This is a genomic window from Paenibacillus sp. FSL P4-0184 (assembly GCF_038004625.1).
Taxonomy (GTDB): domain Bacteria; phylum Bacillota; class Bacilli; order Paenibacillales; family Paenibacillaceae; genus Paenibacillus_AQ.
The window spans coordinates 312,379-327,655 of the sequence record NZ_JBBORN010000002.1; the positions used below are offsets into that span (position 1 = coordinate 312,379).

Genomic DNA, 15,277 nt, shown 5'->3' on the forward strand with positions numbered 1-15,277 from the left:
AGCCAGTCTGAAGCAACACTCCTTAGAATAAAAGAATATACAAAAAGAGGAGTGAAACCATGACGCAGATCTTATGTTCACCGACTAAATATATTCAGGGGTATGGCGAGATTCGTAAGCTGGGAGATTATTGTTTGCAGCTAGGATCGAACAGAGCTTTTGCAATTATAGATCCTTTTATTTTTTCCGTGTACAAGGAGGATATCTTACACAGCTTTGAAGTGAACGATATTCCCCTTATAATGCGCGAATTCAAGGGTGAGTGCAGCCGTAAACAGGTGGATGAGATAGTGCTAGAACTTGGCCTGAAGGACGCTGAAGTTATCTTAGGAATCGGTGGCGGCAAGACCCTAGATACGGCAAAAGCAGTAAGCCACATGGCGGATCTCCCGGTAGTTATTGTACCCACAGTGGCCTCGACGGATGCACCATGCAGCGCTATATCAGTGTTGTATACGGACGAAGGTGACTTCGACTGTTACCTTCCATTAAAAAGAAATCCTGATATGGTGATCGCAGATATCGATATCATCGCTAAAGCTCCTACAAGATTGCTGGTGGCTGGAATGGGTGATGCTTTGTCCACCTATTACGAAGCAAGAGCTTGCCGTCAATCAGGAGCGGTTACTCATGCAGGCGGGACTAGCACAATCGCAGCGTTCTCTTTAGCACGTGCTTGTCTGGACACACTTCTTGCTGAAGGTGAATCCGCACTCCTGGATGTTAAACAGGGGATCATCTCTTCTGCTGTGGAACATATTGTTGAAGCTAATATTTACTTGAGCGGCGTTGGGTTTGAGAGTGGTGGGCTTGCTGCAGCCCATGCTATTCATAACGGACTGACCCTGCATGAGGAATGCAGGAATGTGCTGCATGGTGAGAAGGTTGCCTTTGCTACAATCGTGCAGTTGGTCTTGGAGAAGGCTTCAGAAGATGAGATCGCTCAGGTCATTGCTTTCTGCAAAACAGTCGGCCTTCCCGTTACACTTAAGGAGCTTGGGATTACCAGTAGCGATATGGATAAATTAATGGTGGTGGCAGAAGCTAGCTGCTCCCAAGATAGCCCAATGAAGAATATGCCATTTGAAGTTCAATCTGTGGATGTGCTGGAAGCAATCCTTGCCACAGACAAGCGCGGGCATTAGCAACAGCTCGATTGTAAATTTTTGCGAACCCTCCCCGTACATATTTAACCTTCGTGAACCAAACAATGAGAACAATTGTTTAAGACGAAGGAGGCGTTCCTCTTGATGAAGGACAGTCGAAAGGTTAAACGTTACTTACTGAATTGGCTTGCTGTTGCCGCAGTATTGATTACCACAATTGTTCCGGCTACGCCGGCTGTCTCTGCTGCCACGTCTAAAGACAACGCTACAAATACGCAGCTTGAAGAGAGTGCACCCAAACGTGATAAGGTCGCTATCATTATTGACGATTTCGGCAATGGCATGAAGGGGACAGATGAAATGTTCTCGTTACCGATAAAGCTTACTGTAGCCGTCATGCCTTTTTTACCTACATCCGTAAAGGATGCCACCCGCGCCCATGAACGCGGAGATGATGTTCTGGTTCATTTGCCGATGGAGCCGCGCCAAGGTAATCCTAAATGGCTTGGACCAGGAGCCATATTGGCCAAAATGTCCGATGAGGAAGTGCGACAAAAGGTTGAGGCAGCACTCGATAATGTTCCTTATGCGATCGGGATAAATAACCATATGGGCTCGAAAATTACCGGGGATGAGCGGATTATGGCGGTGATCTTATCTGTATGCAAAGAAAGAGGATTATTTTTTGTAGACAGCAAGACCAACTACCGTTCCGTTGCTGGCAATATGGCTTATCGGATGGGATTGCCACGCGTAGAGAACCATATCTTTTTAGATGATACACATACAGCAAGTCATGTTCTGAAACAAATGGGTCTCGTCAAAGACATGGCGAAGGATCAACGATTTTGTGTAACGATTGGCCATGTTGGTGTATTTGGGAAAGAGACCGCCGCAGGAATCCGCAGCGGTATTGAACAGATGAAAGACAATGTTGAGTTTATAGGGATTTCTGATCTGGTTAAAAACGAGATGAAATGGAGCTCCCAACTTAAACTTCCATAAGATAAGCTACAATACCATCAGCGATGGCTTCAGCGATTTGTTGCTGCCCTTTAGGGGTGCATAACTTTGCGCGGTCAGTCGGACTGCTTACAAAACCCGCCTCAACGATAACAGTTGTGGCGGTTATTTTGTTGAGTAAATAAAAGGGCTTGCCTGGTCTTGGATGAGCCTCGACATCGTAAAGATTGTTTAGCTGATGCTGAATGGACTTAGCAAGGATGAAGCTACGGCCCTCTTGACGGTACAATACAAGTGGACCATGTTTGGATGGGGAAGGCGCCCAGTTAATATGGATGCTTACCACTACAGTAGCAGGTAATGTCTCAGCAAGTTCTTTACGCTGTGCAAGATCCCGCAGATGTCGAGATTTACTACGCAGCCAGCGGTTCTCATCACTTGGGGCATAATCTCCATTGCGATTTAAAGCAACGTCAAAACCATCGCTACTCAGAAGTAGAAATAATCGACGTGAGATATCTAAGGTGATATCTTTTTCAAGAATATTACCGTAGGAAGTTCCACCGTCGATGCCTCCGTGTCCCGCATCAATTAGGATCATACGGTGTCCGTGACCTAATAAATGCTGACGGTCATCCTTCATCACGGGTTTCTCTGGTGTCGCAGAGGCTAAGGAGCTGCCCATAAACAACATTAGTAGTCCTAGGGTAGTTAGAGTGATTCGAAAGCCACATAGAGCAGCTGCTGTTCTGGGAAAGGGTTGTTTTCTCCAGTTGTTCAAGTGAAACGCCTCCTTGCAAGTGAATAACGTCTTCTGGATTCTTTGTTAGATTGTGCTTTAATAGGTAAACCTATTCGACAAATCAGAAGTCTGTAGTGTTTAGATCCAAGTGGAGTGGTGCACACTAAGACCATGGAACGGATGCTGATAATCTGAATTCACTTACATTTTTAGGAGGTGTTAAAATGGCTTCCGGTGGCGATGAGCTTGTAAAGTATATAACGGAGAAGGTAGTCGTATATATCGAGGATCCGCGTGCCATTCATGCTCGTAGAGCGGCTACGAAGCAGCCGTGGTCACAAAAATGGTTTGGCATGCTCCCGCTTGGGTGGTCTATCTGGCGAAGCAAGTGGAGTCATGGCAAAAAAGAATAAACGTATAGATAGCAAATAACCTTCCAGTGCCATTATTCATGGGTGGCAGTGGAAGGTTATTTGCATTTGTTTAAATATAAGAATTTATATGCTTACGTTATAAATTATCCTTCTATTTCTCGCATAAACACTTACCGTCCTCATAAGGACGCCGAAGGCGTTTATGCTTGTGTTAACGATTATATCCGAGTGCTTTGGTCGTTCTGTCTGGCAGCTTATGCAGTGTTCCATTATTTTGTAGTGCAGTGAGTGGTAAGTATCGTTTTCCCTCAGGGCCTGAGGCCGCGTATACGGTAGTTTTATTGTTCTCAGCTTGACCTTGAGAAGACTGCCAGCTCTGATAGCCTGTAATCATAAACGGTGCCCCGACAAGGTCGTTTCGCCCAGCAGCTTGATAAGCGATGCTTTCCTTAGGTCTGATCAGAAGTGCGATATTGTCGCCGCTCACTGTAGTTAGTTTAGGAGCAGTCAGCCATAGGATATCTTCGTAAGGATCATCTGACCCTCCACTATTGAAGGCCGATAACGGTGATACATCAGGATTAAGATTAGTAATTACATCTGTTGCTGGAGGCTGCTCTTTAAGGACTTCTTCCGCCTTGCTCAGTGTCCAAGGTAAAATTTGCGGTACGGAAGCATTGATGTAAACCGTCTTTTCATCAATGGTTATTTTCCAGACCGGTAGAAGTGGTGCATATAAAGCAGTAAGGTTTATTGTTCCTGAAAAAGATGATGTAATGAGACCTTTCTGCACCAAAAACTGGCGCAGATCATTTAAACTGTATGGGAGTCCGTAAGTGCCGGCTCCATATTCACTTAACATATATCCGCCTGTATCGGTGGCGGAAATGATCATGTATCCGATCCGTTCTTCGCCCTTCATTACATTTACAAGCCAGCCATGAGTACCTGGACCAAGGGGATAATATTCTATCCTTGCATCCTTCCAGGCTGTAAATGGAGCTTCTGCAGCGAGCTTGTTCAGTGTAGCCTTAGCGAATTCTTGGACCGTACTGGGTGAAGGTAAGGTACTCATCTTCAATACAGGAGTTGCATCCTGCGTGACTGACTGGATCACACTTACTCTAGCCAGCGCCAGCGCTGAAGGGGAACCAGAACTGGATACAAACAGTCCAAAGCTTAGAAGCAGGAGGAGGCATCCTTGACCCGCAAGTTTCAGCCTCCGCCGCAAACTTATTTTCATGGCGTCGATCACCTTTCTTTGTTAAGAAATGTCAGGAAAGTTAAGCTTTACTCTATTGTAGTGGACAGGCTATAAAAAGGCTGTTGCTTGCTGTCGCGCTTGAAGGCGGAAGTTCTCTTGTTTTTTTGCCTGCTTTTAGCGAGTAGGGTCGCATTCTATAGGCTTCGCAGATGAAACAGTCCGTAGGTTATCGCAGAAACTGCAATTTGCGGCTCATATTGCCAAATGGTCTCCTGTCGACGACGGTTATACTGCTCTTGAGTGCCTAAACGTTTTTCTTCATCAGGCTCTTTCAGCAGCTCTCCGTAATAAATATCAATGATAGCCAGCTCGATTCTAAGACGCTCACGTGCCTGTTCTGCCCAAGTGTAATCGAGTTCGGCAAGATGAGAGGTAAGATGAGCCTCTAATAAATCTGTAGCGGCTGTCACTGTTAATTCATAAGGCTGAATATGGACGTTTTCTGGTAAACGGGGGATCATCTCCCGCGAGGCTATCTTAGCGTTAAAGTCATCAATGATGGTCCCTTTTGTCAGCGATATTCCAAGATAATGCAGTTCTTCCCGTTTCAAATCGCAGCTCATCTCCACTTTATAGCAGACGCCGAGCCACGGTTCATAGGCTGCAGAGAAGAGTGTATTCCGCTGCCTGCTACCGGGATCTTCAAATAAGTAAAGGCATTTCCCTTCATCTTGGGCCGCACTCCAAATTTGCTGCAGGCGCTTGCTACCATAGATGATATCTTCACGTCTTATCATACCGGGCCCAATTCGGGGCAATGCAGGTACAATACCGAAGTAGCGGGCTAGGATGCTATCTTCTGGATTTGAGGAGGGGACATGAACCACATTAGATTCAGGTGATGTTGGATTCAATAGATCTGCGCTAGCCTCAGCATCTGTTGTGGCGCCCATCGCTGGGTTTCCGGTAATTGGCGGATTCAATGCTCCGATGCTGCGATTTACCGTTGGCGGAACTTCTAAAGCTGCCTGGCTGTCGTATTTTTCCGGATCAAATACAAAGGTGAAAGAGAGTGTCTCCGGATCAACACCAGTACGCTCCACGAATCCCCAATAATAAGGTCGATCTGTTAGCATTCTGTCAGCTCTTGGCGATAGCTTTACAGTTACGTGAATGGGCGATACTTCAATAATGGAGCATTCTGTCGCCTCCAGATAATCCATTACATGTTTGCGTACTTCCTGTGAGTTGAGGGTCATGTCGCAGTCTCACTTTCCTTTTTAATACCCTGAGTCAACTCACTTAGGGATTCACCGATATGATCTAACTCATGTCGCAGTTCTTCATCGGAGCGGGATTCAAGCATGATTTTGTATAAACTTTTCTCCAGTGATTCTTTCTTCTCAAAACGCTCCAGAATCACATCCAGCCCGCCAATGACCATTTCGAACATATTGATCTTCTCGTGTAGCAGATGAAGGATATGTTCTTCAATCGTACCTTGTGTGGACAAATTATAGATAATCACGTCATTTTCCTGACCTAACCGGTGCACCCGCCCAATCCGTTGTTCTACTCTCATGGGATTCCAAGGCAGATCGAAGTTGATCATATGGTGACAGAACTGCAGGTTAATGCCCTCACCACCCGCCTCAGTAGCGATCATGACTTGAGCACGACCGCGGAAGAGGTCCATCATCCAGTCCTTTTTACCACGATTCATCCCGCCGGAATAAGAAACACACATTAGCCCATGTTCGCGGAAATACTGAAGCAAATATTCTTGAGTCGCGCGATACTCCGTAAAAACGATGACCTTTTCATTCATTTCTTGAATGAGAGATAGTGTTGTTTCGGCTTTGGTATTGGTCTTAACCGTACGAAGTGTCTGCAATAGCTCCATCATCCGATCGCGTTTCGGCGAATCAGCAGGCAGCTTCTTGATCAGATTAACTAAAGTGATGAAGACGGCATCCCTACTGCTGCACACCTCACGCTGAAGCGTTACCAAGGAAAGCATGCTGCTAAGATTGCCGCCTGATTCCTGATACTGATCTTTAACAAAAGAAGTGACAGCGTCATATAATACTCTCTCTTCCTGTGAAAGAACTAGCGGAATATTACGGACTTTTCGTTTCGTAAAATTAACTGGACCTTCGCCACGCCGATTGCGGATCATCACCTTCGATAGCTCGTCCCTTAGCTGACCTTCATTCTTAGGTTGGCGTTTATCAACGACGAAATTCGAAGCAAAATCACCCTGATTTCCTAATTGCCCCGGTTTCAGTAAAGTGATCAAATTAAATAGCTCGCCCAGATCATTCTGAACGGGAGTAGCGGTTAGGAGCAGGCAATATTTTTTGCGTAATTGCTGTACAAATAGATAATTGGTCGATTTCTTGTTCTTCAGCTTATGCGCTTCATCAATAATCAACATGTCATATTCATTTTCCAGCAGCATCTCTTTATGAGGATCGCGCTTCGCGGTATCCATAGATGCGACGACAATCGCATTCCCCCAGGAATATGCTTTTTTCTGTGCAACAGCAGAGATGCCAAACTTGGCATTCAGCTCGCGGACCCACTGCAATACGAGGGAAGCGGGTACCAGAATAAGCACTTTAGAGACTAGACCGCGGACAAGATATTCCTTGAGTACAAGTCCTGCTTCAATCGTCTTTCCTAGTCCAACCTCATCTGCAAGAATCGCGCGGCCCGACATCTCAAACAAAACCTTATGCGCGGTATCGAGCTGATGAGGAAGCGGGGATAATCCGGATAAATGCTTCATGCATTGCAGCTCATCGAAGCTGGTTACTAGACCCGTTTGTTCACCTTGCACAGCAAGCTTGGACAGACGGTAGTCTCCCCACGGACCACCTTTATCTAGTTTGAGTTCTAGATCCTGCAGCCAATTCCGGTCAAAAGAAAGAGGAACAGGCAGTATAGGCGCTGACTTTCCACCTTTGTGAGGTAGAGAATTACGGAATAATTGCGTCATGGTACAGCCTCCTCAGGTGCTATTTCATATCATCATTCGTAGGAGTAGTATGCTCTTAAACAAGAGAATTCATAACCTTCTATTTTTCTTGATAGCCTTTAAAAAAGAGAGTAAAAGCGAGAAAACGCGGCAAGGTTTGCGATATTTCGGCTGCTTGACTCTATTTTCGAAAAAGACCTTCGATACAATATGTGGTATAGTTTAAAAGCTGACGCACACAATATATTGTGACAAAAGCATGAAAATGTGATTTTTTTAAAGTGCGTAGCTGCTATTTGTTATTGACAAGATGAACTTCCTACATACACCCGTAAGACGGAAGATAAGTGTAAGGAAGTTTTTGTTGTGGGTCACAAAATGTACGCCCACACCTGAACTGGAACTAATATTTACTACATTGCGGGAGGTTTTTCTATTGGGTAAAGTGGAACGGAAGCAACGCCTTGAAGGGCTAAGTGAAAAAATATTTTTGGATCGTTATGCTTGGAAGGATGCCGACAGCAATAATGCTAAAGTGGGCGATGTTGTACTCGTTCTAACAAAAGATGATCCGAAGTTTCCCACGAAGGAAGTCGGAGAGATCGTAGAACGTAACGGCAGAATCGTAACCGTGAAGACGCGCAGCGGCGAACTTGTGAAATCAGATGTTGAAAAGCTGACGCTTAATATAGAAAAAACACCAGAGGAAATGTGGGATCGTCTGTCTACAGCTATGGCTTCTGTGGAGAAGACGCCTGAGCTTCAAGAAGAATGGGCGGGTAAATTCCGTTCGATTCTGGATGATTGGAAGCTCGTACCGGGTGGACGAATTGCTGCTGGTGCAGGCGCTAGTGAAGAACTAACCCTGTTCAACTGTTATGTAATTCCTTCTCCAAAAGATAGCCGTGGCGGCATTATGCAAACGTTGGCTGAAATGACAGAAATTATGGCTCGTGGTGGCGGTGTAGGGATTAACCTATCCTCTCTACGTCCACGCCGGGCAATTGTGAGAGGTGTTAATGGTTCTTCCAGTGGTTCTGTATCTTGGGGCGGTCTGTTTAGCTATACCACTGGATTAATTGAACAAGGCGGTAGCCGTCGTGGTGCACTTATGCTCATGATTAATGACTGGCATCCAGATGTGGAGGACTTTATTACCGTAAAGCAAACGATGGGTCAAGTTACGAATGCGAACCTTTCGGTATGTGTGAGCAATAGCTTTATGAAGGCTGTAAAAGAAAATCTGGATTGGGATCTCGTATTTCCGGATACTACAGATCCAGAGTACAACGATGTGTGGGATGGCGATCTAGACAAGTGGAAGGCTGCGGGCAAAAACGTTATTCATTATCGCACCGTTAAAGCGCGTGATGTGTGGCGCACCATTATTGAATCCGCTTGGAAATCCGCTGAGCCAGGCGTTGTGTTCATGGAATACTACAATCAGATGTCCAACAGCTGGTATTTTAATCCGATCATTTGTACGAACCCATGTGGGGAGCAAGGACTGCCAGGCTGGGGAGTCTGCAATTTGTCTGCTGTGAACCTATCCAAATTCTACGATGAGAAGAATCATGATGTAGACTGGGAAGATCTCGCGACTACGACGCGTTATTCCGTACGTTTCTTGGACAATGTCATTGATAAGACGCCTTATCATTTCCCGGAAAATGAAGCGAATCAGAAAAACGAACGCCGTGTGGGTCTCGGAACAATGGGTCTTGCTGAGCTTATGATTAAATTGAACATCCGTTACGGTAGCCCGGAATCTTTGGCGTTCCTGGACAAGCTGTACGGCTTTATGGCTCGTGAAGCGTATCTTGCATCCGCAGAGATTGCTGGTGAGAAGGGATCTTTCCTCGCTTTTGATACCGAGAAATACTTAATGAGCGGCTTTATGAAAAATATGCTCGAAGAGTATCCAGAGGTTGGCGAAGCGATTCGCAAACATGGCATGCGTAACGTTACAGTAATTACTCAAGCGCCTACAGGTAGCACAGGTACAATGGTAGGCACCTCGACAGGTATTGAGCCTTATTTCGCCTTTAAATATTTCCGTCAAAGTCGCCTTGGCTACGATGAACAGTTCGTTCCAATCGCTCAAGAATGGCTTGAAGCTCATCCAGGTGAAGAGCTGCCAGATTATTTCGTGACTTCGATGGATTTGTCAGCTAAGGATCATATTCGTGCGCAAGCAGCGATTCAACGCTGGGTAGATAGCTCGATTTCCAAGACAGCCAACTGCCCGTCTGACTTCACAGTAGAAGAGACAGCTGAGCTATATGAAATGGCTTTCGATTTGGGCTGTAAAGGCGTTACGATCTACCGTGATGGTAGCCGTGATGTACAAGTTCTGCAAACCTCGAAGAAGGAAGATGCAGTAGAAGAGGTAGCTCCAGCAGTTGAAGTTGCAGCGACTCCTGAAGCAAGTGCAAGTGTTGTAGCGGCAAGCCCAGCACCTCATGCTCCTACTAAAGAGCTGGATAAACAATACAAGAAACGTCCGCAGGTTCTGCGCGGAGCAACCTATAAGATCAACACACCTTTTGGTATGGCGTATATTACGATCAATGATCTAGATGGCACACCGGCAGAAATCTTCCTGAATGTAGGTAAAGCAGGTTCTGATGTCTTTGCGATGGCAGAAGCACTCGGTCGTGTCTGCTCCTTGTTCCTCCGTTATGGAGATCATGGTGAGAAGGTAGAATTGTTGATCAAACATCTGAAAGGTATCGGCGGATCAGGTGCAATCGGCTTCGGTGCGAATCGAGTAGAATCCATTGCAGATGCTGTAGCTAAGGCATTGGAGACTCATGTACTGAATAACGCTCATGATGATCATTTGCCTGCACCAATTGCAGCAACTTTGGAGCTAGAAGATTTCAATGAAGCTTTAAATGCGGAGTTGAAAGCGAGTGTTCCTGCGGCAGCTTCTATTGAAGATGGTCAGGGCGGACATGGCGCGCATAACCATACTTCTGCTTCCCGTGACCTTTGTCCTTCTTGCGGCGGCGCTTCGCTGATTAATATTGAGGGCTGTAAGACTTGCGGCAATTGCGGTTATAGTCGCTGCGGGTAAGTATTTGACACAAAAAATTGAATAACTTAGTGTGATGTTTCATTTTAAACGAGAAAAATCATTGATATTCAAGTGTGTGCATGCTTATGCATTAGAACAAAGTTTTTAAAGCCGGTAAGCCTTTCTGTTAGGTTTATCGGCTTTTTATATTAAGTCTAACAGAAACATGAGTTGTAGTTGTTTTGTCATTGAATATAAAGTACTAAGCGGATAACCTGCCCTTAGTTGCAAGAATTAATACATCTAGAATAATATTTGGAGAATTGCTTTTGAAATACTTTCTAATGGCAATCCCTTTGCCAATGGTGAAAAGGCTATGGATACTATTCCTTCCTCCCTCAATACATCCTGCAGCCCATTTTCTATCCATCTATCGAACATTTCTATATTGCTGAGCGGGCCAACCTCGTCACTGCCATATTTAGCCGTCCAGATGAGGATCGGAGCCGTCCTAAATTGGCCGGAGGTACCATTATTAAAGATTTTTTCCGTATGAATGTCAATAAAATGAATATCATCCCATACGCCATTCCCTTGTCATGATCCACGCTGACGCCCCGATAGCCCTAGATCACGTCAATATTCATAAACCAAATATCGCTGCCCGCTGCCCGTCCTTGGTACCAGCAGATTCGGTAAAGGCAACCGAATTTTTGTATACGACATCCGAGGGGCCCCTTTTATTATTATATAGCCATAATACATATTCCATAGGGCGTACTAAAGCTTTACGATAGGTGCTGCTGTCCCCGGATCGGGCGAATACTTCTCGGGCAGGCTTCAGGTTGACCTCTAGGACATAGATCCTTCCTTCACGATCGATGGCTAGATCAAGAGCTAATTCATATAATACACCAAAGCTTTCCTCTAGAAAGACAGCGGCCTAAAGACCTAGCTTTTCGGCAGTTTTCATAACCTTCTCGGTTTTCACTGTGCTACCTAGCCACTCTTTCAATAAGGTCTCTGCACGAACCGCGTGACCACCACCATGAAGATTAGAGGTTATGCTTCGTGCAGCACCAACTCTTGCGGCCATTCCAGTTAGCTCCCAGACCCTTGCCCATTCTTCTGAACAAGTATACGGTAATCATGAAAACGTCCGCCAGGTAATTGTAATGGAATGCCCTGTGGAATGAGGAAGCTTCCTCCGATACACCATTGACGAACAATCGATTCCAGTCGTGAGGCTGAGACCTTTCGAGGGGCTATGATACGGCGATCCTGCCGACGGCCTTGGATATCAAAGACGCCTTGTTTATTCTTCATTTTCTCGATTCTAAGAAAACCACGTCCACCCACGTACCGTTAGCCGGTTTGATATAGACTACTGGTGTCTGTTTTAGCGGTACTATATAGATGTGGGAAAATATTCAAAAGATTCTCGCCGTAGCAATAACCAAACTATCGTGTTGGTTATTACATGTATTTGTAACCAGCTTTACGATCTATACAGCTTTTCTAAGTAATTTGAACTCAACAGGTCTAATGAAAAGGGTTGTACTTAACTTCTACTTTGTTCTTTGTTCATAAACTTTAAATTAGTTCAAATAAATTATCTAATCTTGACTCGGAAGAGGGGTTTACTATTATTTTCCGCCTTGATATTCCCGATGATTCCATTATAAGGATATTTAGTGGTTTAGTTAAAATTAATCCATATAATTTCAGGGGTGGTATATAGGTGTTTGAAGTAAGAAGAAATTCTCGATGAGGGGTGATGATATCATTAGAGCATTAAGTGAACGAATGGAAAGGGGATCGAAAGATGAAGTCATTCAAGACAGGACTACAAGCCATACTTTATGTACTATTGGTGGTTGGACTGCATCTGATCTTAATCTATTTTTTTAAGATAAGAATAGAGGGATGGGGAACGGAGTTATTAAACTTCTCATTTAAGGTGTACTTTATACCACTTTTATTATGTTTTATAAATTCTTTTTTGTTTATAAGGACTCAGAGGATAAAATACAATGCCTTTTGGTTTTTGGTAACTATGCTATCCAGCCTCTTACTTCTTTTATTTTTCAATGCAATACAAGGTGACAGTGAGTATGGAGTTGTCGTTTCTATTGAATTTTTTCCGAAATATCAAGTGGAAATGCTCATTCTACTTCCTTGGAGTATTTCTATTATACAATTTATCTTAACTCTATATTATCTAATCAAAATAAGAAAAAACCTAATCGTTAGAAATAATAAAGGGGGAATGTAATATGAAAAGAATATTTTCATTAAGTATAATTATTACAGTTTTTGCTTCTTTATTTAGTCCAAATGGAAAGCTCCAAAACTATACATATGCTAATTCAGTTCATGAATCTGTATACAGCAATAATCCAGTCCAACAATCTTCGATCGGAATATTGAGTACATCAGTATACCCAGATAATGCTGTCGTGAAATATGGAGAAAAGATATACATCAATTATAGTTTCAATGATAAGGCTCACCCGGTACTCATTAATATTTATAAAGATGGAATAATATTTTTACCTGGAATAATGGGAAGTGAGTTGTTTCTGGGCGATGAGCAGGTATGGGGAAAAAGAATCAAAAATTATAGATAATCATTGAGAGGTTTTAACTATATGAGTTTGATAATTAGTGTAATTCAAAAGGGAAGTATAATTGTAGATACTAATTTTTTGGAGGAGCAGGTACCCGCACCACATAATAATTTGTTTGGTTTCGAATCATGCAGAAAAACTCTCTGGGGAAATGATTTAATTAGTGAACTCGGATGTGAGTTAATATATTCTTTAAAGAATACGAATATTTTTGCATTTGATGAAGGAATAGAAAAACTGGAAAGTGAATTCCTTATTTTGCTTGATAATTTAGATACTATAGAACTACATACAGACTATGATAAAGAATTTATTGAATTTAGCGTAAGAAATGCTTTGGAAATGATAAAGGTAGTACTTAAAGAAAAAGATAAGGTTGGAATTGCGATTTGGTAAGTCACAACGTATTTACGCGGTGTGTTTGGTCTGTGATCTCTGTGTTCTTACTAAGCTTTTAAACACAAAAACACGCGTACTTGTCTAACACAGGTACACGTGTTTTTGATATTCCACTATGGTAGGTATTATTTTTACATATCTAAGTTTTTGAATGCGTAAGGCAATAAATCCCTTAAACTCAGCTCTAAGATTTCTTTTTTCTCATTGGTTAAATAGACAGGCATGTCGGGCAAACAGAATTCCGATAATACTTGTCTGCAGATACTGCATGGCGGCAGAAAATCCATTGTGTCACCTGCTACAGCTATAGCCTGAAAATCACCTTTAGTATAGCCCTTTGTAATAGCTGTGAAGATTGCTGTTCTCTCTGCACAGTTAGTAGCACCAAAAGATACATTTTCTACATTTACTCCATTAATAACATTTCCATCTTTAAGTAATAAGGCTGCTCCAACTGGAAATTTAGAATAAGGGGCATAAGCAGCTTTCTTTGTGTTACGTGCGCTTTCCATTAATTCTTCTTTATTCATAATACTCACCCTTTTTAAATAAGAATGAACCTTTCGGTCCCCTTATCGCCAACTTTAAGGTTGGCAGGACTTCTAATATTATAGTCAGACCAAATGGTTGTCAACATTAAAATCTAGAAGTTCCGCCTCCATGATGTACTACTCGATAAGTACCAATAGGGAATCATAGCTTTAAAATATAACTAGATATAGTAAATATAAGTTATACATATTAAGCCTGCCATGGTAGCCTTAACTTAAAAGAGACGTGTAGAGGAGTTTTTTATTTTGGGAGCGGCAGAGAGTACATTTAAACAAAAAATATTGAGCAAGAAACCTGGTATTTTAACATATGGGATGACACCACCAAAGGCAAGCCATTCACCAGAAAAGATATCAGAAATTGCACAGAAACAGGTTGAAAGACTTAAAAACGTAGATTTAGATGCTTTAATTCTTTACGACGTCCAGGAGGAAGCAGAAAGAGTTGATCATGAAAGACCTTACCCATACTTACCAACGATTGATCCGGCTATCTATGGTGATAAATATCTAAGACAAGTGGAGGTCCCGAAAATAATTTATCGGTGCGTCGGTAATGATACAAGAGCTTCGTTCGCGGATTGGATTAAGACTGACGAAAGTGAAGACAGATTTTCCGTGTATGTGGGCGCTTCATCAAGTAAGCAAGAGGTGAAATTGAATTTACCAGATGCTTATAAGCTAAGCAAACAGTTAAATAGCAATTTGAATTTTGGAGGAGTTGTCATTCCTGAAAGACATATAAAAAAGAATGATGAGCATATACGGGTTGTCGAAAAGATTAACAATGGATGCAACTTTTTTATCACTCAGGCAACTTATAATATAGAGGCGTCAAAGAATTTATTGTCTGATTTATATTATTACTATACAAATAAGGGTTTTGAAATGGTTCCTATTTTATTTAATCTTGCACCATGTGGCACAGCGAAAACATTACAATTTATGAAATGGTTGGGGATCAGTATCCCGGGATGGTTAGAAAACGAGTTGAAATACTCGAACGACATTTTGGATAAATCAATTCAGCTATCTCAAAAAATATTTGAAGAACTATTTGAGTTCGGGCTGGAGAAGGGAATTCCAATTGGATGCAGCATTGAAAGTGTTTCAACAACTAAGTTGGAAATTGAAGCATCCATTCAGCTTGCTAAAGATGTAAAGGCATTTCTAGATAAAAAGCTGTTGAGTCTAGAAAGTAGATGATTTATTGTTTTAAGGAGATTAGAAATATTAACGTTATCGCATTGAATTTTCTAACAGTGAATTCTCGTTTAAAATGAAAAACCACAAAAATTAACTATTCATT

The 15,277-nt window shown here is 42.8% G+C and carries 12 protein-coding genes and 1 pseudogene; 7 read left to right on the forward strand and 6 right to left on the reverse strand.

Translation table 11 applies throughout. From position 1 onward, the window contains the following. Positions 1-59 precede the first annotated feature (59 nt). Both MKY52_RS23165 and MKY52_RS23170 read left to right on the forward strand, forming a co-directional pair. Positions 60-1,145: a glycerol dehydrogenase gene (locus MKY52_RS23165; RefSeq protein ID WP_341053747.1), complete on the forward strand. Its 1,086-nt coding sequence runs from the start codon at positions 60-62 to the stop codon at positions 1,143-1,145. Positions 1,146-1,250: 105 nt separating this feature from the next. Further along, positions 1,251-2,111: a divergent polysaccharide deacetylase family protein gene (locus tag MKY52_RS23170; RefSeq protein WP_081382741.1), complete on the forward strand. Its 861-nt coding sequence runs from the start codon at positions 1,251-1,253 to the stop codon at positions 2,109-2,111. On the opposite strand, the gene MKY52_RS23175 is transcribed toward MKY52_RS23170, so the two are convergent. Next, entirely contained in the window at positions 2,098-2,850 is a 753-nt protein-coding gene (locus MKY52_RS23175) for an N-acetylmuramoyl-L-alanine amidase (RefSeq protein ID WP_341053749.1), read from the reverse strand. The genes MKY52_RS23170 and MKY52_RS23175 overlap by 14 nt on opposite strands. A gap of 185 nt (positions 2,851-3,035) precedes the next feature. Between MKY52_RS23175 and MKY52_RS23180 the strand changes: the two genes are divergently transcribed. Beyond that, positions 3,036-3,224 carry a YqzE family protein gene (locus MKY52_RS23180; protein ID WP_076283115.1) on the forward strand — a complete coding sequence of 63 codons (189 nt, stop codon included), beginning with the start codon at positions 3,036-3,038 and terminating at the stop codon, positions 3,222-3,224. A gap of 172 nt (positions 3,225-3,396) precedes the next feature. Here MKY52_RS23180 and MKY52_RS23185 read toward each other — a convergent pair whose 3' ends face one another. The 3 genes from MKY52_RS23185 to MKY52_RS23195 all read right to left on the reverse strand — a co-directional run bounded on the left by MKY52_RS23185 (position 3,397) and on the right by MKY52_RS23195 (position 7,390). After that, positions 3,397-4,428: a hypothetical protein gene (locus tag MKY52_RS23185; RefSeq protein WP_341053751.1), complete on the reverse strand. Its 1,032-nt coding sequence runs from the start codon at positions 4,426-4,428 to the stop codon at positions 3,397-3,399. A gap of 155 nt (positions 4,429-4,583) precedes the next feature. After that, a complete protein-coding gene (locus MKY52_RS23190; RefSeq protein WP_341053753.1) occupies positions 4,584-5,648 on the reverse strand; it encodes a YqhG family protein in 1,065 nt (354 codons plus the stop codon). Further along, positions 5,645-7,390, reverse strand: a complete 1,746-nt coding sequence (locus tag MKY52_RS23195; RefSeq protein WP_341053754.1) for a DEAD/DEAH box helicase — start codon at positions 7,388-7,390, stop codon at positions 5,645-5,647. The genes MKY52_RS23190 and MKY52_RS23195 overlap by 4 nt, the downstream gene beginning before the upstream one ends. A gap of 415 nt (positions 7,391-7,805) precedes the next feature. On the opposite strand from MKY52_RS23195, the gene MKY52_RS23200 reads away from it, so the two are divergent. Continuing rightward, positions 7,806-10,448 carry an adenosylcobalamin-dependent ribonucleoside-diphosphate reductase gene (locus MKY52_RS23200; RefSeq protein WP_341053756.1) on the forward strand — a complete coding sequence of 881 codons (2,643 nt, stop codon included), beginning with the start codon at positions 7,806-7,808 and terminating at the stop codon, positions 10,446-10,448. 583 nt (positions 10,449-11,031) lie between these two features. On the opposite strand, the pseudogene MKY52_RS30420 reads toward MKY52_RS23200, so the two are convergent. Beyond that, positions 11,032-11,714: pseudogene (locus tag MKY52_RS30420) on the reverse strand (YheC/YheD family protein). Between the two features lie 950 nt (positions 11,715-12,664). Between MKY52_RS30420 and MKY52_RS23215 the strand changes: the two are divergent. Then, entirely contained in the window at positions 12,665-13,018 is a 354-nt protein-coding gene (locus MKY52_RS23215) for a hypothetical protein (RefSeq protein WP_341053761.1), read from the forward strand. 21 nt (positions 13,019-13,039) lie between these two features. Then, positions 13,040-13,414 carry a hypothetical protein gene (locus MKY52_RS23220; RefSeq protein WP_339802522.1) on the forward strand — a complete coding sequence of 125 codons (375 nt, stop codon included), beginning with the start codon at positions 13,040-13,042 and terminating at the stop codon, positions 13,412-13,414. Positions 13,415-13,548: 134 nt separating this feature from the next. On the opposite strand, the gene MKY52_RS23225 is transcribed toward MKY52_RS23220, so the two are convergent. Beyond that, positions 13,549-13,947: a cytidine deaminase gene (locus tag MKY52_RS23225; protein ID WP_036689594.1), complete on the reverse strand. Its 399-nt coding sequence runs from the start codon at positions 13,945-13,947 to the stop codon at positions 13,549-13,551. A 267-nt stretch (positions 13,948-14,214) separates the two neighbouring features. Between MKY52_RS23225 and MKY52_RS23230 the strand changes: the two genes are divergently transcribed. Further along, a complete protein-coding gene (locus MKY52_RS23230) occupies positions 14,215-15,174 on the forward strand; it encodes a methylenetetrahydrofolate reductase (protein WP_341053763.1) in 960 nt (319 codons plus the stop codon). Positions 15,175-15,277: the final 103 nt, after the last annotated feature.